The sequence below is a fragment of the Ancylomarina sp. YFZ004 genome (assembly GCF_054254355.1).
Genome location: NZ_JBTCHQ010000001.1, coordinates 560608 through 583834, shown reverse-complemented (window position 1 = coordinate 583834; position 23227 = coordinate 560608). Strand labels below are relative to the sequence as shown.

Sequence of the window (23227 nt, the reverse complement as noted above, 5' to 3'; positions counted from 1 at the left end):
TCGGCATGTTTTATTTGAGTGAAAATTCCTTTAAAAATGTGCTGTTTAAGCCGATATTTCTTAGTTTTGAGTGTTTGTTTAAATATTTTAAATATGAAAGCTGAATTAAATCAACAAAATATATCTCAAGCAGAAGAGTCTTTTGCTTATAATACGAATTTTACAATCACGGTTCTTCCTCGATTGAAACTTTTATATGGCTTAAAAAAGGAACTCAAGACTTATTCTGATTTAAAATGGTCTTTTGAGTTCAACCATGTTAATATTAATCTGAATAGGATTATCATTGAGTATTTGCCCTCAGCGAATACAGAGCTGGCCTTATTTTATGAAATACCATTGGTCCAAAAATTTGAACTCCGTAGTTTTTTAGGGAACTCCTCAGTTCATTTTATTGATATCTATAATTTTCTAATTGATAATGAATATGTTAAAGAAAATCAGTTTACAATACGTGCAGAATATCGTATAATCCCTCATTTTATATTAAATTTGAATGTAAAGAGATACCAATTACCAGTTTTGAATCATTATTCGAGTATAAAACAAGACTCAATTAATCCAATTGATGATATCGTACTTGAAGAGCTTAAAAGGAATTTTGATCTTTTTAATCCCATATTCAAATTCATAATTGATAACTTTCGTTAATCATCGACTAAAATTTAATGCCTTGAAACAATTAAATCTTTTCAGACATTTTCAGAATATAAGCATTGGTAGAGCCTACCTTCTTCTTTTTTCTTCCTTATCAAGTCTCGTTCTCATTATCATTGGGAGTATTTGGATCTATAATGAGTATTCTAAATTTAATGTAGAATCTAATTCGCTTAGAGAGAATTATATTGAAGAGCATAAGTCCATGTTGATTCTGAATACTAAGAAGTGTACAGATTATATCGAGTACAGAGAAAATCAATTGGAAGAACTCATTAAAGAAAATCTAAAGACTAATGTAGATCAAGCCTATGAGATTGCTCTACATATATATAAGACTAACAAAAACACCTTATCAGAAGGAGTTATAAAACAACGGATTAAAGAAGCTGTATCTGCCTTTAAATTTAACTCCAAAAAAAGAAGTATTTTCATAAATACGCTCAAAGGGGTAGGTGTTCTCTATCCTCGAAATCCCCAATGGGAAGGGAAATCTTTACTTAATTATAAAGATATTAATCAGAATAAGCTGGTTGTGAGTGAGCTAGATCGTTTAAAGGATTCAGACGAGAGCTTTGTTAAGTATAAGGGTTCAAAGAATATACCCAATAAGTTTAATGCCTATACCAAGATATCATATATCAAGAAGTTTAAACCGCTCAATTGGTATATGGGGAGTTTTGCTTATGCTGATGATTTTCTAGAGTCGATTCAGGCAGATTGTATTGAGAGAATTAAAAATATGAAAGTAAATGAAGAGAATTACTTTTTTATTTATTCTAAAAACGGAACATGTTTGCTTCATGAAAATGCAATATACCAGGGTCGAAATTATAGAACTTTCGAAGAGGATAATGATATTGATATCTCAAGAAAAATATTGTTTTCCACAGGCGAAAAGAAAGCCCGTTTTATAAGGTATAACATGGCCAAAGGAGAAAAGGTGACTTATCTTTTTGATATTGACGAATGGAACTGGATTTTAGGATCCGGCTTTCATACAGATAGTCTTGAGGAAGAAATTTCCTTAAGAAAGGCTGAGTTACATGATAGATTAATAAGTTATAGTTTAAGAGTTATTCTACTAATCGTGCTGACTTTTGTACTATTATTTCTTGCTGCTAGACTCTTGTCATCAAGAATGAATAAAAGTATTGATTCATTTAACGAATTCTTTAAAAAGGCATCGACCGAATCGGTGAAGATTGATATTGAGAAGCTTAATTTTTCTGATTTCAAGAGTATGGCTGCTACTATTAATGTCATGATTGATACCAGAGTCAAAAAAGAAAATGAACTCGTACAGGCCCGTGAACTTGCAGAAAATTCAGATAAACTTAAATCTGCTTTCCTTTCGAATATGACTCATGAGATTAGAACGCCAATGAATGCGATTGTCGGCTTTTCTCAGCTCTTGCAGCAAGATGGAATTAATTCTGAGCTTAGAAATGAATTTATTGGTCATATTGTGAATAGTAGTAATTCCCTATTGGCATTGATAAATGATATTATTGATTTCTCATTATTAGAGTCTGGTATGGTTAATATTAGCTATTCAAACTTTAAATTACAGAATATATTTATTGAGCTTAAAGATAAATTTGAGCTGATTAAAGAGAATAATGGGAAATCGGATCTTAGTCTGGTTTTTCCTGATCCTGCCAGACTAGAAGAAACACATATCTATTTTGATTCTATAAGACTAAAGCAAATATTGAGCTATTTGATTGATAATGCACTGAAATTTACCGAAGAAGGACAGGTTGAAGTGGATTATAAGCATGAGAAGGATGCTATGATATTTTGGGTGAAAGATTCAGGTATTGGTATTCCAGTTGAAAAGCAAGCCTATATCTTCGACCGATTCAGACAAGGTGAAGAATCTTACACAAGAAGCTATGGCGGAACAGGTATTGGTTTAAGTATTGCCAGACAAATTGTGCAACACCTAAAGGGTTCAATTTGGGTAGAATCGGAAACGGAAGAGGGAAGTACTTTCTATTTTAAAATTCCTTTGGAACAAAAGAACTCACATAATTAGATAAACACCTATTTGATATCCTCCTCACTATTTTGAGGAGGATTTTTTTTGCTCATTTGTCACAAAAGAAAAAGGAGAATAAAACCTATGTTTTATTCTCCTTTTTTATTCTGCCAGTATCACCACTACAGGTGTCAAATTAGCCTATATTTTAGAAGTACTGCTCTTTGATAAATCAAACAGCTTTGCTGGTTCACCTCTTTAAAATTCTGTTTTAAACGGCTTATTTAAGCTAAATAGAATAATTGTGTTGTCATGTTTTTTTTCTTGGAGAAGAAAAAGAAGATTAGGATTAGCATGGGAGAAAAGGTGTCGTATTCCCAATCATTGGGAATATTGTTTTTTTTACTATATATTTGTATTAAATACTTATGAACACATCTACTTCTATTTCGATGACGGAATTACCATATACTGTTGATAATATCGAACTAATACAGGATTTTATTAACGAAACAAGAAAAAGAATTTCAAATGGAGTTACTATAAGCTTTACAGGTAAGGCAAGTTCTGAATTGGAAGATTTGATGCTTCAGTACGATATCACTCCAGATAATATTGAACATACGATTCTAAATCTTTCAACGGAGAATTATTATAGAGGAATAGATGTATCAGGAAGTGCTGATTTCAATGTATGTGCATTTCGTGCATTTGTGGGAAAAGAAGATATTGAGATTTATTTAAAGTACGGGATCGAGGCTGATGGATTACAAATATTAATTTTCTCAAATCACATTCCTGATTATCCTATGGAACAAGCATTTAAAAACTAGTATTATGGAAGCAATAAAAGTATTAACAAGAGAGAATAAACCCACTAATGAATTACAAAGGTCTGTAGAAAAGATTTTTAAGGGCACGAAATTGATATTTGCTGAGGCGTATTATTTAGATTATGAAGTAGATGAAGATACTGGTATTATCAATAAAGAGAAGAAAGAAAGACACTATACGAAAGAACAAATATGCCGTAACATGAAAGCACTTAAAAGTGCTTATCTGATTTCTAAAGGTGCAGTATCACCCAATGAAATTATAGAATTTAGAAGTAAGTATCGTATTGCAGCATCAACATTAAGTGTGATTTTAGGCTTTAGTAAAAATACAATATCAAATATAGAAAACGATGGTGTAACATCTCTCCCTAGTGGCAGATTAGTAAAGCTGTGTTTAAATAATTTAGAGATATTGCGTTCTTATATTAGAGATTGTGATGCTATTGATAATCACAAAAAGGATGAGCTGAATAAGAGCTTGTTACAATGTGGGATATAAAAAGATATCATTAGAATAAAAAAAGGAGGTCCCAATGGGTCTCCTTTTTTTGTGCTTGTTGCAATTATTTTCTTTTAGCTAATCCAAGAAATACTCCTAGTGAAAGTTCAGAAGCATGCAGTGCCCAAGTTATATTTGAATCTGCCTTAATGTAAAATAAGCCTAGTGTACCAAATAAAATACAAAGGATAAACACAGCAATTGTTAAAAAATTATCAGTTAATTTTATGAGGATATATTCAATTATTTTGGGCTTATCACTGTTTTCAGATGAGCCGTCTCCATTTTTAGTTTTTGTGTATGTGGTCCATTCTCTCATATCCCCAGTTATTTATTTTGAATAAAAAATTCAATTGTTAATAGATATGTTTCGGAGTTAGCTGTCATGGTAGTTTGATGTATTACCTTGAAATAGTATAGATCGTTTTCTAAAATAGTTAGTGGTTTTAGGGGGCCTGAAGATCCAGTGCCTGGGTTGTAGTAGGTAATTGTTAGTTCCCTGTTAGTTAATTCACTTGAGTGTGTCAGAAATTTTTTTTGTTGTTTATCTTTTTTAACAATAAAATTTATTTCTATAGGTACGTGGGTATTATCATCTATTGATAGTTCAAAGCTTAATACTTGGTCTAAAGAACAAAATGTACTTTCGCTTAGCAGTACTTTCTTCGAATCGTCCCTTTTTGTTCGTTTAATTGTCCACATAGTGTATTATAGTTTTTTTATTGATTTAAGTATTTTGCAAATTCAACGATTAAGACAATCACCAAGATAATGCCAGCAAAAATCAAATTACCTTTTGGGGTTTGCCACATACGACGCATGTCGTTTTCTTCGTAACTACGATATTTCCTTTTTTGCTGGTCGTGGCGTTTCATTTAATTCTTTTTATATCCTTAGTAGTGTGTTTTTAACTTAGCAAGTTTGGCTGGCAAGTTCCGTAATAAATTTAATGCCTTCGGTGATAGCTGTTCTTTTTGCTTCGGTAAGAAATTCTTTTATAATTGGAGTGCCATGTTTAGTTAGTTTTGCCCAAACTTTTGATAGGCGTTTGGCTATCCATTCTTTTGATCTTAAGGTTAAGTTGCTCCTTATATCTTTAACTTCAGTTTTTATTTCTTGTATTTGAATTTTATTCTTTTCAGTTTGATAATTATCAATATTGTTTTCGATGAGTTCTAAATGTCGATCTAAGGACAAAATGTGTTTAGGATTAAGAGGTCTCATTTTGTCTTCTTCGTCTATGAGTTCAAATTCGGCATAATAATCATTCTCAAATGATTTGAGAATTGGGTCATCGTAAAAAGTATCAACAACTTCGTAACCTTTTAAAATATGAACCCAGTTTTTAAAATGATTCTCTATTTGATTTTGAGGAATCCATGTCCTTCTATTCGTGACTAAAAAATCACTCTGCGGCTTCATATCAATAAGTAGCTTATATTCACTTTCAAGCTTGTGGGCCTCTATATTGAAATAAAAGTCAGAGTCTTTGTCAATATCAACAACTTTAAGAAGGAAATTATCAGGATTAGTAACCTCAAAGTATTCTCCTCTTAGTTTTGTTAGCCTTTCTAAGGCTTTATGTACTGCTAAAGGAATTTTTTTTTTCATGAGTTCTTATATCTGTATTCTGTCTTTTCTGTTGTTAGTAACATTATTTAAAGGTCTATAAACCGAGTTTTCAATTTTGTAGGTACAGCACATTAATACCATATTACTTTACAGCTTCAGTTTCTCTGGTACCATTATAGCCTTCCATAAAGGCTTTTTTATGAGCATTCCAATTTGTAGCAACTTCAATTGCATACATTGTTAATAGTCCTAGTATAAAAAATAAAATATCTCTTTTTGTTATTCTTTTTTTCATTTCTTAAGTCTTTATTGGTTTTTGCTGCTAGTCTGTATCGTTTATTTCAACGGCCTATAAAACCTTGTGTTCAATCTTATAAGCACAGTAAATAGCATCAGATTCAATTTCAATAAGTTCGTTTCTATTTTTATTATGTGTAAAGCAAATATACATAATTAAAGCCAAAATGAATGAGTAAGTGAGATGGGAAATAAACAGTAGAAATGTGAGTGCTAAACTTGATAGTTTTGGCAAGCTATTTCTTGACTGATATTTTGTAACTTGATAAGAGTTAATAATTTGTAAGTGAATTTGCGTCGTGTTGATATGTGATAATTTTAGTGAGATATGTATAAGGTAAAAACTAAAAGGTGAACATGCCTGCCTGAATTAGCTGTGTACATTCACCTTTCCGAAAATTATAGAAGAAATAACATCAATATTGATGTTACACTTTTACGTTAGGCAGTAATTCTTAAAAAGAAAACTATGAAACAAATTGGTATTTGGATTGACAAAAGAGAAGCAAAAATTGTTTCTATTGAAGCAGGAGATGAACACCTTAACATTATTACCTCTGACATTGAAGATTTTCATGCAGCAGGGGGAAGCGGAACAAGATTAAAAGGTGGGCCACAAGATGTAGTAAAGGATAGTACATACTTAGAGCGAGAGCGACATCAATTAGCAGAATTCTTTAAGGATATAATTAAAAGTATCGTAGATGCTGATGAAATAGTAATTTTTGGTCCCGCTCAAACAAGGTTAAAATTAATCGATGAATTATCGGAAAAGTACTCCCAATTACATAGTAAGATAAAATCTACTGAAAAGGCAGATAATATGACCGATAATCAAATAAAGGCATGGGTAAGAGCTTATTATGCTTCTGATAAATAAACAACATTGGGACTACAGTAAAACGACTGCCAATAAAGAATAAAGCGCACTAAAAACGCTCTTTATTCAAACCCTTACTTGAAAGCTAAAAACAGTAATGATCCTATTGGTGTTATTAGCTTTGAATTCTTGTGAAAATCAAAATCCTAATATTTATAAAACAGGAAAAGATGAACTAAAACCTTTTGAATTAGACCATAAAATAGATAAAGACCAGATTCAATAAAGAGTTGAAAGCCAGTAAGTAATAATATCAGTATTGATGTTATACATACCTTGTGCTTAATACTAAAAATGACCGCATCCTCATTATTTTCATTTTTAATTACAAAAAAACACAGAAACGTAATTCACACAAAAGATGAAACATAAAGTATTTAAAGATAGTGTTATAAGAGCCTGGAGTATAATACAAGGATCGCGCTTAATATCAGTTTTCGTGCTGATACTTGCAAGTTTGTTGTTTACAGTTTGTGATGCCAAGGCTCAAACAGAATGGCCTCAGGTAGTTGCTTCGAAAGACGGTGCTCTGATTTCTTATGAAGTTTATGGAGCAGGAGAACCTATACTTGTATTTGTTCATGGCTGGAGTTGCGATACCCGGTATTGGCGTAATCAAATACTTGCTTTTTCCATGGAACACAAAGTTGTTATGCTTGATCTTGCTGGGCATGGACATTCGGGGGTGACACGCGAGACCTACTCAATGAAAGGATTTGGAGAAGATGTTTTGGCCATTATTGAGGCAACAGGAAGTCAAAACGTCATCCTGATAGGGCATTCGATGGGAGGAACAATTATTGCAGAAGCAGCCCGCTTAATGCCACAGCGTGTAATAGGAATCATCGGTGTTGATACGTTCCACAATATTGAATACCCCTTAAGTCGAGAAGAACTGAACATGATGTTGACGCCACTGCAAAAAGATTTTCAGTCTGGAACGCGTCAATTTGTTCAACAGATGCTCTCTCCCAATACGGATGCAAAACTTCGTGAGTGGATAATCGCAGACATGTCTGCAGCACCCCCTTCAGTAGCCCTGAGTGCTATGGAAGAGTTAATGTCGCAGAGTATTACAGGACAAGCGGCTAAAATTTTCGAAGAAATCCACATCCCAATCATAACTATCAATGGCGATTTGTGGCCGATTGATTACGAAGCAAATCGGAGACATATGTTCTCTTTTGATGCAATTGTTATAAAAAAGGCTGATCATTTTCTTATGATGAATCGCTCTGATGAATTCAATAAAGCTCTGAAGCAGGCTATTAAGTCTATTGCAGAAAATGTAAAGGAACATAACAAGTACTAAGCACAACATTTCCGATATAGAACAAAATGAAATTTTGATTAAAAAATTGAATACTAGTATTGATTGAAAATGAAAAACGGGCTGTAACAACGGCTTTACTCAATAAGAATTTTGATGTTAATTTGAACTTAATTGCAAGTAGTAAATTGAAACGGAAGTGATTCTTAATCCCTTAATCTAAGCAAGCTTACGGCATTTTTGTTGCGATGAGTTTGCTCGATTTGGCAGTATGATTATTAATAGAAAATTTGTATCTTTCTAAGAGAACTCATTAGGGTAAAGTATCATGTGATATGCCAGTCACATGTTTGTTCCAAAATAGTTAGTCACAAGTCAATAAAGGGAGTTATATCGATATGGGAGATATTAATAAACTTAAAAATCGGATCATTTCATTGAAAAGAGAAAATAAAGAATTGAAGAATTCTTTTCCTCTCATTCAGGCAGAACAAAACATGGATTTTTATTATTTGGAAGATTTGAATGATAAAGTTTCTATTCATGATATCATCAACTCAATAGATGACCTTTTGTTTATTCTTGATATGGATGGGAATTTTATTGAATATTTCAAATCTGAAAATACAGATTTATTATTAAGCCCAGAAGGTTTTATTGGCAAGAATTATAGAGACGTAATGCCTCAATCAATTATCGAACTTTTTGATGAAGCATATGAACATATCCTTGAAGGAAATAAAACTTATAGTCGCGACTATAAAATAGATCTGAAAGGAAAAGTTCAATGGTATAATACTAGAAATACACCATTGAAAAACCACAAAGGAGAGATAATTGGAGTCGTGTCATTATGTAGGAATATTTCCGATCGTATCGAATTACAGAACAACCTTAAGAATCGTGAAAAATTATTAAAAGAATCAAATGCTTCAAAAAATAAGTTGTTTTCTATCATAGGGCACGATTTACGAGGTCCAGTTGGTAGCTTAAAACAACTCACAAAGATGATGCTCACAGACTGCGATTTAAATGATACCCGTGTAATTACAGAAATGTTAAAGGCGCTTCAGAAATCAGCAAATTCGACTTATGATCTTTTGGAAAACCTTTTGGCATGGGCTAATAGTCAGCGAAATGAAGTTCTTTTTTTTCCGACGAACGTTAATTTATATAAAATAATTGAGGCTTGTATATTATTGGCATCGGATCTTGCGCAGAAAAAAGATATTACCATTCATAATCAAACTTCACCCAGTCAAATTATTTACGCTGACCGAAATATGCTTATGACCATTCTTCGGAATTTATTAACCAATGCAATAAAGTTTTCTCATTCAAAGACTAATATTTATTTATCGGTTATTGATACCGAATTGGGTGTTGAAGTCAGCGTGAAAGATGAAGGAGTTGGGATTAATTCTGAAAATTTAGTCAGATTATTTAAACCCACTGAATTTTTAACAACTTTTGGTACTTTAGGTGAAAGAGGGACTGGATTGGGATTGTTGTTGTGTAAGGAATTTGTAGAAAAACACGGTAGCGAAATTAGGGTGAAAAGTGATATTGGGAAGGGAAGTGTATTCTCTTTTTTCATTCCTTACAAAGAAAAGAATATAACAACATGTGATCTGAAATAATTGCTATATGATAGTAAAGACCCTTTTTTTTTGAACTAAACCAAAAGCTACTTATGGATCACCAGTAAAAGTTGGGTCTAATTATATAATTACTCAAATGTTTTTATTAAACACAATAAGAAAGACTCAATATCTACAACTCCTTTCAAAGAAGATCAAGAGAGATTTCTGGGTATAGATGAATAATCTTACTTTGTTAAAATAGGGAGAATTTCACTTTCATCAATTCTTGGGAAATTTGTTTCACAGCAAAATCAGATTCATAATACAAACTTTTTTTTTATTTACTTTTATTCATATTGTTATTTTAAATTAAGGAATTCATGATTTGTCAATGCCTTGATGAAAAGTAACAAAAATCAATGGCTCCGGCACTCAGTGACCCATCACGGTTCAAGGGCTAAACTACCGAACGAAGTGAGATAATGAACACCTATTAAGATTTATATTCGTGAATAAACTGAACTCGTTCGTACCTCACTCAAACAGCATTCTGTTTTTAACACCTTTTTCACCTATGGGGCCCCACTTGCGCTGCCGAGGCCAGATATAAAAATCCGTCTCACAATCTTAATCATATTTTTATCAAAAAAGTTTTGGGCGGGCTTTGTCAGCCTGCCGTGAGGCGTGCTGAAGCTCTGTTTCAGAGGCAGAACAAGGATCAGGCTGACTTGATTCTTTTGTTTACTTTTCTCATCTAAGGAGAAAAGTAAAAGCCCAGCGGCTCTAGCGAAAGATTTAAAATAGAATCCAAAATATATGCTTAATTAGAACGATTCCGAACCAGACCCAGAAAATGAATGTGATCCTAATTTCCTTCAAATATTTGTTTGAGTTTTGGGGTAGAACCCAAAGGATAATGTGGTGTTTTTAGGCATAAAAAAAGACGATACTTTCGTATCGTCTTTGTGATCCAGCCAGGGCTCGAACCTGGGACCTATAGCTTAGAAGGCTATTGCTCTAATCCAACTGAGCTACTGGACCATCCTATAAATGTAATGTTGCAAAAAAATAAAGTGATCCAGCCAGGGCTCGAACCTGGGACCTATAGCTTAGAAGGCTATTGCTCTAATCCAACTGAGCTACTGGACCATTTTTCCTTAATTGCGATGCAAATATAGGGATTAATTTTTGTCTCTCACAACTTATTTTGTCCTTTTCTCTTAGGTTTTACTGCAAGTACAAGCTAATTCTCTAACTGTCAGAATATCTATTTTCAAATTTTTATTTATTTTTTTTCAAATACATGTCTATTTTCGTTCTTCCCTTTACTAAATTCGCATGTTTCGAGCTTTTTCGGATGCTAAAGAATAAATAAAAAGACCTATGGCCAGGAGCTATTCCTCTAATATTCCCAAACTCTATATTATCAAATTGGCAAAATGGTTCATGTTGACCATGCCCATTATTGTCCTTTTTTATCAGGAGAATGGTTTGAGTATGCAGAATGTTTTAACTCTAAAAGCTTTTTATTCTGTTGCCGTAGTCATCATGGAAATTCCTTCGGGCTATTTTGCTGATATATGGGGGAGGAAGAAAACCTTAATTTTGGGAAGTATTCTGGGCTGTTTGGGTTTTGTGGTTTATGGCTTCAGTTCCGATTTTTATGGTTTTTTACTGGCCGAGCTTGTTTTGGGTGTTGGCTCTAGTTTTATTTCGGGAGCCGATTCCGCCTTGCTTTACGATAGTTTGTTGGAGGATAAAAAGGAGGGAACTTATTTGAAGCAGGAGAGTCGCATGATGTCGGTGGGTAATTTTGCCGAAGCTCTTGCGGGAATTGCTGGAGGTAGCCTGGCTTTAATCAGTTTACGAACCCCATTTATATTCCAGATTTTTATCGCTTTTATGGCCATACCTGCTTCCATGATGCTGATGGAGGTTGAAAGGAGTAAAGATAGCTCTAAGGGAGGCTTTATACACATTCTAAAGGTCGTTCGCTATGCCTTGTGGGAAAACCTACATTTGAGACTCAATATCCTTTATTCGTCTATTTTTGGTTGTGCCACACTTTCGCTGGCTTGGTTTGTTCAGCCCTATTTAAAGCAATTCGATATGGATGTGAGCCGAATTGGTGTGATTTGGACTCTTCTGAATCTAACGGTTGGTTTTACGGCTCTGTTTGCACATCGAATCGAAAGCCGTTTGGGTAAAATTGGAACATCATTGTTGATCGTCATCGGACTTTCTTCTGGTTTTATTCTGTCAGGTGTCATGACCACACAATTGGGTATTATTTGCCTCTTCTATTTTTATATTATTAGGGGGATTGCAACACCTATACTCAAGGATTATATCAATAGAATAACCACTTCGGATATGCGAGCTACGGTGCTTTCTCTGCGAAATTTTATTATTCGCATCCTATTTGCCATCATCGCACCCTTCTTAGGCTGGTATAGCGACCATTTTAGCATTGGAGAAGCCTTAATCTTTGCTGGTAGTATAATCTTCCTCTTGGGAGGTTTCACGCTCTTCTTTATTATTAAAACAGATCGTAAAGATAAGCCCTAAGTCTTCCTCATTTACAGTAATTCCCCATAATGGCATAATTTCCAGAATGGACATATTGAAATATTTTTGTATTGTCCTGCAATCAGATATAAGTAGTCGTGTGCGATTATTGATGTGTTTTAAGCTTCTTCCAAATATGTGAATATATTGATTAAGCTTTTGAATCAAATTTAATTTGGGAATTCGTGTTTTTTTATGAAAGCTGCCTTTGGGTCAGTGTATATGCCGTTTTTTTCATACAAAAATTGAAAGCCACAAATTTCACAGATTTTCTCAAATTAAAGTGAGTTAAGAAGCCTATACAGTAATAGATAAATACACTAAAACAATTTGTGTTATCCTCGATACTTATCGGGATGAGTAATTAGTGGACAATAGTTTAAGTAGTCGTGTGCGATTATTGACGTGTTTTAAGCTTCTTCCAAATATGTGAATATATTGATTAAGCTTTTGAATCAAATTTAATTTGTGAATTTGTGTTTATTTATGAAAGCTGCCTTTGGGTCAGTGTATATGCCGTTTTTTTCATACAAAAATTGAAAGCCACAAATTTCACAGATTTTCTCAAATTAAAGTGAGTTAAGAAGCCTATACAGTAATAGATAAATACACTAAAACAATTTGTGTTATCCTCGATACTTATCGGGATGAGTAATTAGTGGACAATAGTTTAAGTTAAGTAGTCGTGTGCGATTATTGATGTGTTTTAAGTTTCTTCCAAAATGGACATATTGAAATGTTTTTGCATTGTGCTGTCTCACACATTAGACTAGTGAGCAAAAAAAAAGAGTCTCAAACGAGACTCTTTTTTTTTTACTTTCAGACAAATTATTTTGTCTTATTTCTTTTTCTTACTTGCTTGCTTAGCCGCATCTTCCAAACGCTTTGCGAATTTCGATTTAGTAACCGGCTTTTTCTTCGAAGCTTCAAGCATAGCCAATACCTTATTATCATCAACCATCCATTTACGAATTGCCCAAGTTTGAACAACTGTAAATAATGTTGCAATAAAGTAGTAGTATGATAAACCTGATGCGTAGTTGTTGAACCAAACAAGGAACATCACTGGCATCATATACATCATAGCTTGCATACCTGGCATCTGATTCGATGTTTGCATCTGACCATTCATCTTAGTATAAACTAAGTTGGTTACTGCCATCAAAATACAGAACAATGAGATATGATCGCCATACATTGGAATATCCCAAGGTAAAGTTACAATTGAATCATAAGACGATAAGTCGGTTGCCCAAAGGAAACCTTTTTGACGAAGTTCAAAGGATGCAGGGAAAAATCGGAATAAAGCAATCAAAATAGGGAACTGTACCACCATTGGTAAGCAACCACCCATCGGATTCACCCCGGCCTTTTTATACAAAGCCATGGTCGCCTGCTGACGCTCCATTGATTTATCTTTCGGAATCTTCTCGTTTATTTCATCAATCTGAGGCTTTAATACTCTCATTTTTGCCGTTGATAAGTACGACTTATATGTAAGAGGCGATAAAACCAATTTGATAAGAATTGTCAGAATCAGAATAATTAGACCATAATTACTCATGTACTTTTCAAGGAAGTTGAAAACTTCAATTACGACGTATTTATTAACCCATCCAAAAATACCCCATCCTAAATTGATGACATTTTCTAATTGAATGTCCTTACCGTATTTTCTAAGCGTTTTGTAATGGTTTGGTCCAAAATAGAACTTCATAGGGTAGCTCTCTTTCACATCACCACTATATGGAAGTGAAATCTCAGCAGAGAAATTCTTCAAAATTGGAGAATTTTCATCCATATCTACAGATTTCAACTTAACCCCTTTGAAGTTATCTTTTGCTATAAGGGCTGAAGTAAAGAACTGTTGCTTAAAAGCGATCCATTTAACTTTAGTTGTTATATCTTCCTCATCATTACCACCTTGTTTTAAGTTATCAACACTGTCGTCTTCATCTCCATTATATTTATAATAAAGAGCTGAGTACATATTTTCATTATCGCGACCTTTTTCTTTACCATAAATATCGGCTTGCCAGTTGAATGTTAAGTCGCTTTGGCTACGAGAAATGATGTTGTTTAGACCTATAACTTTGATATCAAAGTCAAGCATATAGCTATCTGGAGCTAAGGTGTAAACATATTCAAGGTATTGATCGTCATTAGCCTTAAGCTTCATGCTTAAAGTCTTTTGACTAGAGCTAGCATCGATGTTATCAAATCCAGCATCAGTCGAAAAGAATAAATCTTGTGTGTCAATCGACTTGTTGTCAGCATAAAAATTCATGCCGAAACGATTCTTATCACCTTCCCAAAGGATTAATGGTAATGAATCATGTGTTTGATAGTCTTTAAGCTGAACTGAATAGATACGTCCACCTTTATTACTCACCTTAATCTTAACAAGCTTGTTCTCAAGAGTGATAAATTCTTCTTTTTGAGCTGCCGCTGAAGAAAATACACCAAACGTTTCTTGCAGATGTACTGGATCTTTTTGCTTTTCAGCCTCAATGGCCTTCATAGCAGTCAGTTGCTCAGTCTCTAATTCTAGATCACGTGCTTTTTCAACTCTAGCAATAGAGTCGCGGGTTTGAATAGTCTTTAATTCTTCAGCCGAAGGTTTGGTTAGGTAAGTATACCCAATCAAAATGGCTCCAATAATGACTAATCCCCAAATTGAATTTTTATCCATTTATTCTTTTTCTGTTTAGATAGACTGTGTGAGAGCAGTTCTCATTGAAAACTGCTCTATAAATAATGCAATCTATCTTATTGATAATTCTATATTATTTGTCGCTTTTAGCAACCTTCACAAACTCAACAAAAAGTGGGTGAGGATTTAAAACGGTACTCTTATATTCAGGATGGAACTGGACACCAACAAACCATTTATGATCTGTCATTTCAACAACTTCAACAAGACCTGTTTCCAGGTTAAAACCTGTTGCTTTTAAGCCAGCATCTTCAAACTGCTTAAGGTATGCGTTATTGAACTCGTAACGGTGACGGTGACGTTCTGAAATAGTTAAATTTGTATAGGCTTTAGCACAATTCGAACCTTCTTTCAACTCACACTCATAAGCACCCAAACGCATGGTTCCGCCTTTTTCAGTCACATTTTTCTGTTCCTCCATCAGGTTGATTACAGGATTAGGTGTCTGTGGGTTCATTTCTAATGAATCAGCATCTTCAAGTTTCAGTACATTTCTAGCATATTCGATAACTGAAACTTGCATACCCAAGCAAATACCTAAGAAAGGAACATTGTTTTCACGAGCATATTTTACAGCAAGAATTTTACCTTCCATACCTCTGTGTCCAAAACCAGGAGCAACTAAAATACCGTTAAGATCTTTAAGTTCGTCTTGGTAATTAGAATCTTTCAATTTTTCAGAGTGAATCCATTTCAAATTTACTCGACATTCATTAGTCGCACCAGCGTGAATAAATGCTTCGGCAATTGATTTGTAAGCATCCTTAAGCTCAACATATTTACCAACTAATCCGATAGTAACTTCCGATTTGGGATTCTTATGTCTATTCAAGAATTTTGTCCATTCTTTTAATTCGGGTTCACCTTCTGATGATAATCCTAGTTTTTCAAGAACGATGGCATCAAGTTTTTCCTCACGCATCTTCAATGGTACATCGTAGATGGTTTCCACATCGATAGATTGGATAACTGCTCTTGGATCAACATTACAGAATAAAGCTACTTTTCTTCTGATATCAGAAGAAAGCTCATGCTCAGTTCTTAATACCAATACATCTGGTTGAACACCAGTTTCCAATAGTGCTTTTACAGAGTGCTGTGTTGGCTTAGTTTTCAATTCGCCTGAAGCAGCTAAGTAAGGAACAAGAGTTAAATGAATAACTAAAGCATCGTTTCCTAGTTCCCATTTCAACTGACGAACAGCCTCAATATAGGGTAGTGATTCGATGTCACCAACGGTTCCTCCAATTTCAGTAATAACGAAATCGAATTTATTTTTAGTTCCTAATAGTTTTACGTTACGCTTAATTTCGTCAGTAATATGAGGAATAATTTGAACGGTCTTGCCCAAATAATCACCCTTACGTTCTTTGTTGATAACGGTTTTGTAGATTCTACCCGTAGTGACATTATTCGCTTGAGAGGTAGGTATGTTTGTAAAGCGCTCGTAGTGACCTAAGTCTAGATCTGTTTCAGCACCATCGTCAGTAACATAACACTCACCGTGTTCATATGGGTTAAGGGTTCCTGGATCTACATTTAAGTATGGATCCAATTTTTGGTTTGTAACAGAATACCCTCTGCCTTGTAATAGTTTAGCTAAAGATGAGGCTATAATTCCTTTTCCTAATGAGGAGGCCACCCCTCCAGTAACAAAGATGTATTTAGTTGCAGACACTTTAAGATGATTTAATGGTTGATTAAAACTGCAAAAATAGGCAAAATATAGCGTTTTGGAAAACTATTTCCCGAACTAAAGACAGTTGATGGAATAAAAAAAGATACCTCTTTGAATTTTCATAGAGGTATCTTTTGTATTTTGAATAGATCTTATGATATTATTCAATAATTATTTCATCTTTTAAACGATTGTTATTTAGCTAAATCGTCGATGAGTTTAATCTTTTGTTTTAATAAGTCGAGGTTCTTTTTACCTTGACTAATTTTTTCTGTCATTTCCTTCAGAATTGAACTTGACTTATCAGACAATGAGAAGAAGCCCATATTGTTTTCCCAAAGGGCGATATCAGTCTCTAGCTGTTTCGTTCTAATGCTAAGCTTGTTACGCTCGTATATAAGTTTATCTTCAGGTTTTTTACTTTCAAGAATAGAATCAAGCTTTAGCTTAAACTTTTGGATTTCTAAATTACTAGAGTCCATATTCATTTTATCATATAAAGCATTGATGGCTTTACCGAAATCATTCTGAATATTTTCCTTACTCTTAAATGGAACATGCCCAATTACTGACCATTCTTTTTGGAATTGTTTTACGGCATTTAAGTTGTCCTCATTATCTTCACTAAGCTTGAATTCGTTTACCTTCTCAATAATCGCTTCCTTAAGTTTTAGATTTTCACTTTGTTTTAAATCTAAGGAGCAGAAGTGTTCCGATTTACTATCAAAGAAGTGATCACATGCTTTTCTGAATCGATCCCAAATGTCATTTGAAACTTTTCGTGGAACATTACCAACGTTTTTCCATTTTTTTTGAATTCGGATTAATTCATTGGTTGTTTGTTTCCAATCAGTGCTGTTTTGTAATTCTTCAGCTTTTTCGCAAAGTTCAATTTTAACCTTCAGGTTTTCATTTAGTTTGTCTTTATGCTCCACATAGAAATCACGTTTGTGATTAAAAAACAGATCACAAGCTTCGCGAAAACGTTGATAAATAGAATTGTTATCTTTTTTTGGGGCAAAACCAATTGTTCGCCACTCTTTCTGAATTTCAAGCACTTCTTTTGAGGCTTCATTCCAGTCTTGATGCGAGTCTATAGTTTTGACAGCTATCTCTTCAACTTTAACGCAAAGGACTGTTTTTTTCTGAAGGTTGTAGACTTGTTCTTCACGAACACCATTATAGAAATTTTGTTGATTCTTATTGATGGTATTTGATATGGTTTTAAAACGCTGCCAAAGATCTTCTCTTAGACTACGGTCTACAGGACCAACTTCACGCCACATTTCATGCAGTTTCTGAAGGTCATTAAATGCTTTAACAGGAGAGTCTAATTCTGTGAGTTTCTCGGCATTGTCGCAAAGAACTAATTTTGCTTCATAGTTTTTGCGCAAATCCAGATCGCGCAATTCCCGATTTATTTTACTGTAATCATAGAACTGCTCAACAGCATGGTGGTAGTTTTCCCATAAGTGTTTAACGGATTGAGAAGGGACCATGCCGTATTCTTTCCACTTTTTTTGAAGAGCTCTGAATTCGTGGAACGTTTTCTCAAATGACTCTTGGCCCGTTATTAATTGTTTGATTTCATCGATAATAAATAACTTCTGCTTTAAGTTATTTTCTTTTTGTTGTTCAAAACTTTTCTGAACCACAGCTTTCTTGTCTCTATATTGTTGAAGAAGACTTTTTATTTCAATCTCTTGATCATCTCTTTCTGGATGAAAATCGGCCTCTAAGCCACCTTCTTTAATGAATACTCGTTTAAATTCCTCTAAACTTGCATTATGTTTCTTGTAAAAGTGAACCTTAATACTCTCAGCTCTTTCTTTAGATTCGTTATCTAAATCCGATTCTAGTATCAGTTTAAGCCTTTGTATTAACTCATGCTTTTCCATTGAAGCATAGTCCGGTTTTTCCTGAAGTTCTGTTTCGGTATTCGATTTCAAATCGTCAGTATTTAAGTCAGTTTCAGATTTCTCTTCTTTTTTTTGTGTTTCTGACTGATCATGAGAGGCTTTAGCTTTTGGCTCAGTTTCATTCTCATGTGAGGGTGTAAGATCTTGTTCTTTCATGTGCGTTTTATTGAAAAATAGGCTAAAAGTACCTATTAAATTGACAATATAGAGTTTAGAGTATTAAACAACTATTACGAATTTAGTTATTAATGTATGAAACATCAAAGAATAATGTGAAATATTTATTTGCCTAAAGAGTTAGAACAAGCATGAGGCAAGCTTTTTAAGGATTGCATGCCTTTTTATTTAGGCCTTGTATTTATCTTTTTGTTAAAAATATGTTACAATTAATTTTCCTAAATTAAGTTTTTTTTGTTTTACTAAGGCTTGATGTCTACTTTTGAGCAAAATTTAGAAAAGATGAGAATTGATATATTAACTGTTGTGCCAGAATTATTGGAAAGTCCATTAGACCATTCTATTATTCAAAGAGCAAAAGATAAAGGTGTGGTAGAAATTCACATCCATAACATTCGTGATTTTTCCGAAGACAAGCATAATAAGGTCGACGACTATGCTTTTAGTGGAGGAGCTGGAATGGTTATGCGATTGGAGCCAATAGTTAAGGCAATTGAAAGTTTGACTGATCAACGAAAATATGATGAGATTATTTTCACCTCTCCCGATGGTGATAAGTATGATCAGAAATCAGCAAATACACTTTCTCTAAAAGAGAATATAATAATCCTATGTGGTCATTATAAGGGGATTGATCAAAGAATTCGTGATCATTTTATTACTAAAGAAATTTCGGTTGGTGATTTTGTATTGACAGGAGGAGAGTTAGCTGCTGCAATTATTACTGATAGTGTTGTTCGTTTGTTGCCAGGAGCAATGGGGGATGAAACATCTGCTTTAACAGATTCTTTTCAGGATAATTTATTAGCACCACCCTTATATACACGTCCAGCAGAGTATAGAGGTTGGAGAGTTCCTGAGATTTTGCTTTCTGGAGATCACAAGAAAATTGAGATTTGGCAAGAAGATCAGGCTTATAAAAGAACGAAGCGTTTACGTCCTGATTTATTGGATGAATAATAAAAAAAAAGCTGCAAATTTTATTTTGCAGCTTTTCTTTTATCTAGTAGTTTTCACTTTTTTCTTCGAAATAAGCTTGAGGATGTTGGCAGGCAGGACAGCTGTTAGGTGCTTTTGTGCCATGGTGCACATAACCACAATTTCTGCAGTACCAATCTGTTTTTTCTTCTTTTTCAAATACTTTACCTTCCTCTATATTCTTCAATAGTTTCAGGTATCTTTCTTCGTGCACTTGTTCTACTTTAGCAATAGTTTTAAATGCAGAAGCAACTTCTTTGAAGCCTTCTTCTTGTGCAATTCTAGCAAATTCAGGATACAAATCGGTGTATTCCTCGTTTTCGCCCATAGCAGCAGCTTTCAAGTTTTCAGCTGTTGTTGCAATCGATCCAGCTGGGTAAGTTGCCGTAATTTCAACCTCACCACCTTCAAGGAATTTAAAGAAACGCTTAGCGTGTTGCATTTCTTGCTCAGCTGTCTCTAAAAATAAGGCAGCAATTTGTTCGTAACCTTCTTTCTTTGCTTGCTTTGCAAAATAAGTGTAACGACTTCTTGCTTGTGATTCTCCTGCAAATGCTTTCAGAAGATTCTTTTCTGTTTCAGTTCCTTTGATGCTCATACCAATTGAGTTTTGTTATGTTTTCTAATTTACAAATATCAAGCTTTTATTAGAAGTATAGAAGTATTAGTAAAACAAGCTGCCTAATTTATAATCGTGTTAAATAGGAGAGTGAGTTTGGTATATTGATAAGAAAATACAATTATTTTTTTTGTATAAAACCTGAATATTTTGTAACTTAAATAGGAAGCCTCCTTCGGTTTGTTTCTCAATTAAATTTTGCAATATATGTCTAAACTATACCTCTGGTCTGAGTTTGTGGCAATATTTTTTGTGGTGCCACTATTGTACTTTTTTGAATTGATTCCAATTCATAAGAGTATCCCCTTGGTGGTTGTTTTTATATACTGCTTAGTGGTTATGTATAACAAAAAGAATATATCGAGGCGTATCTTTAGAATTAAATCTTTTCTTTCATTGAAAGAAGTTGCTGTTAAGAGCTTGTTCTTGTTGGTTATATCTTCTTTGTGGGTTTACATCTTTCGAGAAGATGTTTTTTTTCACCTTCCCTTAAACAACTTTTGGTTTTGGATTTTTCTTGTTTTGACTTATCCCATTTGGTCGGCTTTTACTCAGGAGTTTATATACCGCTTCTTTTTCTATCAACGTTATAGAATCCTATTCGATAGTATTCTGGTGATGATTTTTGTAAATGCTCTTTGTTTCTCCATGGCTCATATCATTTTTAGAAATTGGGTTGCCTTGGTTTTTACTTTTGTCGGTAGTATCGTTTTTTCGCTGACCTATATACGTAGCAAATCTTTAAATGTAGTTTTTATTGAGCATTCCATTTATGGTAATATCTTCTTTACTAATGGATTCGGCATCTTCTTCTATCTTCCTCTTTAGTTTATTTAAAATAAATAAAAATAAGAAGTATATTTATCTCTATGAAAATCAGATTTAAATATGCCCTCTTAATACTAGGCTTTGTGTTTTTTGGAATACTGGCTGTGAATTTTGTTGAGGCTCAAACTCAAAATAAAGTAATGAAAGAAAAGCATACAAACTCACTTATAAATGAAACCAGTCCCTACCTACTTCAACATGCTCATAATCCCGTAAACTGGTATCCTTGGGGAGATGAAGCCCTACAAAAAGCTCAGGCTGAAAACAAACTCCTTTTAATCAGTATTGGCTACTCAGCCTGTCATTGGTGTCATGTGATGGAGCATGAAAGCTTTGAAAACGAAGAGATTGCTAAATTAATGAATGAACTCTTTGTTTGTGTGAAGGTCGATAGGGAAGAACGTCCAGATATTGATCAGGTCTATATGGATGCTGTTCAGTTAATTACCGGACGAGGTGGTTGGCCTTTGAATTGTTTCGCATTACCTAATGGTCGTCCTTTTTATGGGGGGACTTATTTCCCTTCTGATGATTGGGTGAAGGTTTTGAAGGCTATTAGTAATGCTTATATTACTGAAAAGGATAAGGTCTTGAAATCTGCTGAGCAGGTTTCTGAAGGCGTTAGGACAAGTGGCTTGATTGAAGAAAAAGCTGAGAGTAGCCTTTATGAGATGGCCGGATTAGTTACATCAGTAAACGCATGGAAATCGAGCTTCGATAAAAAATATGGTGGTGAGAACCGTGCACCTAAATTCCCAATACCAATTTCTCTGGATTTTTTATTGAACTACTATTTCTACACGAAAGATGTAGAGGTTTTAGATCATGTTGTTTTAAGTTTGGATAAAATGGCTGAGGGTGGCATATACGATCAGGTAGGAGGTGGTTTTGCTCGCTATTCAGTTGACGAATATTGGAAGGTGCCACACTTCGAAAAAATGCTTTACGATAATGCTCAACTTCTGAGTTTGTATTCAAACGCTTATAGATTAACAAAAAAGCCTCTTTATAAACGAGTTGTCGAAGAGACTATTGGCTTTCTAGAGCGAGAATTGTCTCTTGCAGAAGGTGGTTTTTATTCAGCACTCGATGCGGATAGTGAAGGCGTGGAAGGTAAGTTTTACGTTTGGGAAAAAGAGGAGATTGATCAGCTTTTAGGAGATGATTCAACTATCTTTTCAGACTACTATGAGGTTTCAAAATCTGCTAATTGGGAAGAAGGTAATATTCTTCATATTAAAAAGGATAAAAAAGAATTATTAGATAAATATCAGGTGTCAGAGACGGCATTCGACAATTTATTAAAGAAGTCGAAGCATAAACTTTTAGTGGCCAGAGAAGATAGAATAAGACCTGGCTTGGATGATAAATTCCTAAGCTCTTGGAATGCCCTTCTAATAAAGGGCTATCTTGATGCCTACAAGGCTATTGGGAATGAGGCTTATTTAAAAAAAGCAGATCAAATTGCCAATTTCATAATGGAAAGAATGACCCAGTCAGGGGTTCAGCTGTTTAGAACTTACAAAAAGGGTGATTCAAGAATAAATGCTTTTCTTGATGATTACAGTTTCACGCTAGAGGCTTTTATTGCTCTGTATCAAGCCACTTTCGATGAAGTTTGGCTTAGGCGTGCTGACGCTATGATGGCTTATGTCATTCAGAATTTCTATGATGATAAATCAGGCATGTTTTTTTATACTTCAGTAGAAGATGCTGCACTTATTGCTCGAAAAATGGAGGTGATGGATAATGTAATCCCTTCTTCAAATGCTTCAATGGCTGAATCTCTTTATCTTTTGGGTAATATATTGGGTAAAGAAAAGTATGTTGAATTGTCAGGACAGATGCTTGCTAACATGAAAGATCATACCTTGAAATACTTATCTTATCATGGCAAATGGGCGAATTTAATGTTGAAGCAAATTGAATCACCATATGAATTGGTCATATCAGGTACGGATGCCAAGCAAGTTCAGAAAGAGTTTAATAAAAGATTTTATCCTAACGTCTTGATATTGGGAAGTGAGAAAGAAAGTGAGCTGCCTCTATTGAAAAATAGATTTAATAATGAAACAACAAGTCTTTATCTTTGTAAGGATAAGGCTTGTTTCTTACCGACATCCAATATGAACGAAGTCATAAGACGTATCGATATCAAATAATTTTAAG

General features: G+C 34.0%; 20 protein-coding genes and 2 tRNA genes. 11 read left to right on the top strand and 11 right to left on the bottom strand.

The window, feature by feature from the left end; genetic code table 11:
• Window positions 1-93 precede the first annotated feature (93 nt).
• The 4 genes from ACXR6G_RS02330 to ACXR6G_RS02315 all read left to right on the top strand — a co-directional run bounded on the left by ACXR6G_RS02330 (window position 94) and on the right by ACXR6G_RS02315 (window position 3976).
• Window positions 94-651 (top strand): hypothetical protein, encoded by a 558-nt coding sequence (locus tag ACXR6G_RS02330; RefSeq protein ID WP_458359789.1) that lies wholly within the window; start codon window positions 94-96, stop codon window positions 649-651.
• 22 nt (window positions 652-673) lie between these two features.
• The gene (locus tag ACXR6G_RS02325; RefSeq protein WP_458359788.1) at window positions 674-2698 is read left to right on the top strand and encodes a cache domain-containing protein; all 2025 of its coding nucleotides are present in this window, start codon (window positions 674-676) and stop codon (window positions 2696-2698) included.
• 371 nt (window positions 2699-3069) lie between these two features.
• The gene (locus tag ACXR6G_RS02320) at window positions 3070-3474 is read left to right on the top strand and encodes a hypothetical protein (protein ID WP_458359787.1); all 405 of its coding nucleotides are present in this window, start codon (window positions 3070-3072) and stop codon (window positions 3472-3474) included.
• Between the two features lie 4 nt (window positions 3475-3478).
• Window positions 3479-3976 carry a hypothetical protein gene (locus ACXR6G_RS02315; RefSeq protein WP_458359786.1) on the top strand — a complete coding sequence of 166 codons (498 nt, stop codon included), beginning with the start codon at window positions 3479-3481 and terminating at the stop codon, window positions 3974-3976.
• Window positions 3977-4040: 64 nt separating this feature from the next.
• On the opposite strand, the gene ACXR6G_RS02310 is transcribed toward ACXR6G_RS02315, so the two are convergent.
• From ACXR6G_RS02310 to ACXR6G_RS02290, 5 genes are all read right to left on the bottom strand, one after another.
• Complete coding sequence (locus ACXR6G_RS02310) at window positions 4041-4295, bottom strand: hypothetical protein (RefSeq protein ID WP_458359785.1); 255 nt, start codon at window positions 4293-4295, stop codon at window positions 4041-4043.
• Window positions 4296-4303: 8 nt separating this feature from the next.
• On the bottom strand, window positions 4304-4678 hold the full coding sequence (locus ACXR6G_RS02305; protein WP_458359784.1) for a DUF6864 domain-containing function: 375 nt from the start codon (window positions 4676-4678) through the stop codon (window positions 4304-4306).
• Between the two features lie 17 nt (window positions 4679-4695).
• On the bottom strand, window positions 4696-4851 hold the full coding sequence (locus ACXR6G_RS02300) for a hypothetical protein (protein WP_458359783.1): 156 nt from the start codon (window positions 4849-4851) through the stop codon (window positions 4696-4698).
• A 37-nt stretch (window positions 4852-4888) separates the two neighbouring features.
• Window positions 4889-5587 (bottom strand): hypothetical protein, encoded by a 699-nt coding sequence (locus tag ACXR6G_RS02295; protein ID WP_458359782.1) that lies wholly within the window; start codon window positions 5585-5587, stop codon window positions 4889-4891.
• 103 nt (window positions 5588-5690) lie between these two features.
• Window positions 5691-5843 carry a hypothetical protein gene (locus tag ACXR6G_RS02290; protein WP_458359781.1) on the bottom strand — a complete coding sequence of 51 codons (153 nt, stop codon included), beginning with the start codon at window positions 5841-5843 and terminating at the stop codon, window positions 5691-5693.
• 471 nt (window positions 5844-6314) lie between these two features.
• Between ACXR6G_RS02290 and ACXR6G_RS02285 the strand changes: the two genes are divergently transcribed.
• The 3 genes from ACXR6G_RS02285 to ACXR6G_RS02275 all read left to right on the top strand — a co-directional run bounded on the left by ACXR6G_RS02285 (window position 6315) and on the right by ACXR6G_RS02275 (window position 9635).
• A complete protein-coding gene (locus ACXR6G_RS02285) occupies window positions 6315-6725 on the top strand; it encodes a hypothetical protein (RefSeq protein WP_458359780.1) in 411 nt (136 codons plus the stop codon).
• A 361-nt stretch (window positions 6726-7086) separates the two neighbouring features.
• The gene (locus ACXR6G_RS02280) at window positions 7087-8037 is read left to right on the top strand and encodes an alpha/beta fold hydrolase (RefSeq protein WP_458359779.1); all 951 of its coding nucleotides are present in this window, start codon (window positions 7087-7089) and stop codon (window positions 8035-8037) included.
• A gap of 356 nt (window positions 8038-8393) precedes the next feature.
• Window positions 8394-9635: a sensor histidine kinase gene (locus ACXR6G_RS02275; protein WP_458359778.1), complete on the top strand. Its 1242-nt coding sequence runs from the start codon at window positions 8394-8396 to the stop codon at window positions 9633-9635.
• 909 nt (window positions 9636-10544) lie between these two features.
• Here ACXR6G_RS02275 and ACXR6G_RS02270 read toward each other — a convergent pair.
• Both ACXR6G_RS02270 and ACXR6G_RS02265 read right to left on the bottom strand, forming a co-directional pair.
• Window positions 10545-10619 (bottom strand) — tRNA-Arg (locus tag ACXR6G_RS02270).
• Between the two features lie 33 nt (window positions 10620-10652).
• Window positions 10653-10727: transfer RNA gene (locus ACXR6G_RS02265), tRNA-Arg, on the bottom strand.
• 234 nt (window positions 10728-10961) lie between these two features.
• On the opposite strand from ACXR6G_RS02265, the gene ACXR6G_RS02260 reads away from it, so the two are divergent.
• The gene (locus tag ACXR6G_RS02260; RefSeq protein WP_458359777.1) at window positions 10962-12146 is read left to right on the top strand and encodes an MFS transporter; all 1185 of its coding nucleotides are present in this window, start codon (window positions 10962-10964) and stop codon (window positions 12144-12146) included.
• A gap of 838 nt (window positions 12147-12984) precedes the next feature.
• Here the strand turns inward: ACXR6G_RS02260 and yidC are convergent.
• From yidC to ACXR6G_RS02245, 3 genes are all read right to left on the bottom strand, one after another.
• Window positions 12985-14838: a membrane protein insertase YidC gene (gene yidC / locus ACXR6G_RS02255; RefSeq protein WP_458359776.1), complete on the bottom strand. Its 1854-nt coding sequence runs from the start codon at window positions 14836-14838 to the stop codon at window positions 12985-12987.
• 94 nt (window positions 14839-14932) lie between these two features.
• Window positions 14933-16537: a CTP synthase gene (locus ACXR6G_RS02250; protein ID WP_458359775.1), complete on the bottom strand. Its 1605-nt coding sequence runs from the start codon at window positions 16535-16537 to the stop codon at window positions 14933-14935.
• Window positions 16538-16731: 194 nt separating this feature from the next.
• Window positions 16732-18612 (bottom strand): DUF349 domain-containing protein, encoded by a 1881-nt coding sequence (locus tag ACXR6G_RS02245; RefSeq protein ID WP_458359774.1) that lies wholly within the window; start codon window positions 18610-18612, stop codon window positions 16732-16734.
• A 303-nt stretch (window positions 18613-18915) separates the two neighbouring features.
• Here ACXR6G_RS02245 and trmD point away from each other — a divergent pair, with 303 nt between their 5' ends.
• Window positions 18916-19593: a tRNA (guanosine(37)-N1)-methyltransferase TrmD gene (trmD, locus tag ACXR6G_RS02240; RefSeq protein WP_458359773.1), complete on the top strand. Its 678-nt coding sequence runs from the start codon at window positions 18916-18918 to the stop codon at window positions 19591-19593.
• A 43-nt stretch (window positions 19594-19636) separates the two neighbouring features.
• Here trmD and rbr read toward each other — a convergent pair whose 3' ends face one another.
• Complete coding sequence (gene rbr / locus ACXR6G_RS02235) at window positions 19637-20209, bottom strand: rubrerythrin (RefSeq protein ID WP_458359772.1); 573 nt, start codon at window positions 20207-20209, stop codon at window positions 19637-19639.
• Window positions 20210-20437: 228 nt separating this feature from the next.
• On the opposite strand from rbr, the gene ACXR6G_RS02230 reads away from it, so the two are divergent.
• Window positions 20438-21058: a CPBP family intramembrane glutamic endopeptidase gene (locus tag ACXR6G_RS02230; protein ID WP_458359771.1), complete on the top strand. Its 621-nt coding sequence runs from the start codon at window positions 20438-20440 to the stop codon at window positions 21056-21058.
• 41 nt (window positions 21059-21099) lie between these two features.
• On the top strand, window positions 21100-23220 hold the full coding sequence (locus tag ACXR6G_RS02225) for a thioredoxin domain-containing protein (RefSeq protein WP_458359770.1): 2121 nt from the start codon (window positions 21100-21102) through the stop codon (window positions 23218-23220).
• Window positions 23221-23227: the final 7 nt, after the last annotated feature.

Bases quoted from the DNA above. Each gene is read 5' to 3' on its own strand.
- ACXR6G_RS02330 (WP_458359789.1), top strand. From the start codon at position 94: ATGAAAGCTGAATTAAATCAACAAAATATATCTCAAGCAGAAGAGTCT.
- ACXR6G_RS02320 (WP_458359787.1), top strand. From the start codon at position 3,070: ATGAACACATCTACTTCTATTTCGATGACGGAATTACCATATACTGTT.
- ACXR6G_RS02315 (WP_458359786.1), top strand. From the start codon at position 3,479: ATGGAAGCAATAAAAGTATTAACAAGAGAGAATAAACCCACTAATGAA.
- ACXR6G_RS02310 (WP_458359785.1), bottom strand. From the start codon at position 4,295: ATGAGAGAATGGACCACATACACAAAAACTAAAAATGGAGACGGCTCA.
- ACXR6G_RS02305 (WP_458359784.1), bottom strand. From the start codon at position 4,678: ATGTGGACAATTAAACGAACAAAAAGGGACGATTCGAAGAAAGTACTG.
- ACXR6G_RS02300 (WP_458359783.1), bottom strand. From the start codon at position 4,851: ATGAAACGCCACGACCAGCAAAAAAGGAAATATCGTAGTTACGAAGAA.
- ACXR6G_RS02295 (WP_458359782.1), bottom strand. From the start codon at position 5,587: ATGAAAAAAAAAATTCCTTTAGCAGTACATAAAGCCTTAGAAAGGCTA.
- ACXR6G_RS02290 (WP_458359781.1), bottom strand. From the start codon at position 5,843: ATGAAAAAAAGAATAACAAAAAGAGATATTTTATTTTTTATACTAGGA.
- ACXR6G_RS02285 (WP_458359780.1), top strand. From the start codon at position 6,315: ATGAAACAAATTGGTATTTGGATTGACAAAAGAGAAGCAAAAATTGTT.
- ACXR6G_RS02280 (WP_458359779.1), top strand. From the start codon at position 7,087: ATGAAACATAAAGTATTTAAAGATAGTGTTATAAGAGCCTGGAGTATA.
- ACXR6G_RS02275 (WP_458359778.1), top strand. From the start codon at position 8,394: ATGGGAGATATTAATAAACTTAAAAATCGGATCATTTCATTGAAAAGA.
- ACXR6G_RS02260 (WP_458359777.1), top strand. From the start codon at position 10,962: ATGGCCAGGAGCTATTCCTCTAATATTCCCAAACTCTATATTATCAAA.
- yidC (WP_458359776.1), bottom strand. From the start codon at position 14,838: ATGGATAAAAATTCAATTTGGGGATTAGTCATTATTGGAGCCATTTTG.
- ACXR6G_RS02245 (WP_458359774.1), bottom strand. From the start codon at position 18,612: ATGAAAGAACAAGATCTTACACCCTCACATGAGAATGAAACTGAGCCA.
- trmD (WP_458359773.1), top strand. From the start codon at position 18,916: ATGAGAATTGATATATTAACTGTTGTGCCAGAATTATTGGAAAGTCCA.
- rbr (WP_458359772.1), bottom strand. From the start codon at position 20,209: ATGAGCATCAAAGGAACTGAAACAGAAAAGAATCTTCTGAAAGCATTT.
- ACXR6G_RS02230 (WP_458359771.1), top strand. From the start codon at position 20,438: ATGTCTAAACTATACCTCTGGTCTGAGTTTGTGGCAATATTTTTTGTG.
- ACXR6G_RS02225 (WP_458359770.1), top strand. From the start codon at position 21,100: ATGAAAATCAGATTTAAATATGCCCTCTTAATACTAGGCTTTGTGTTT.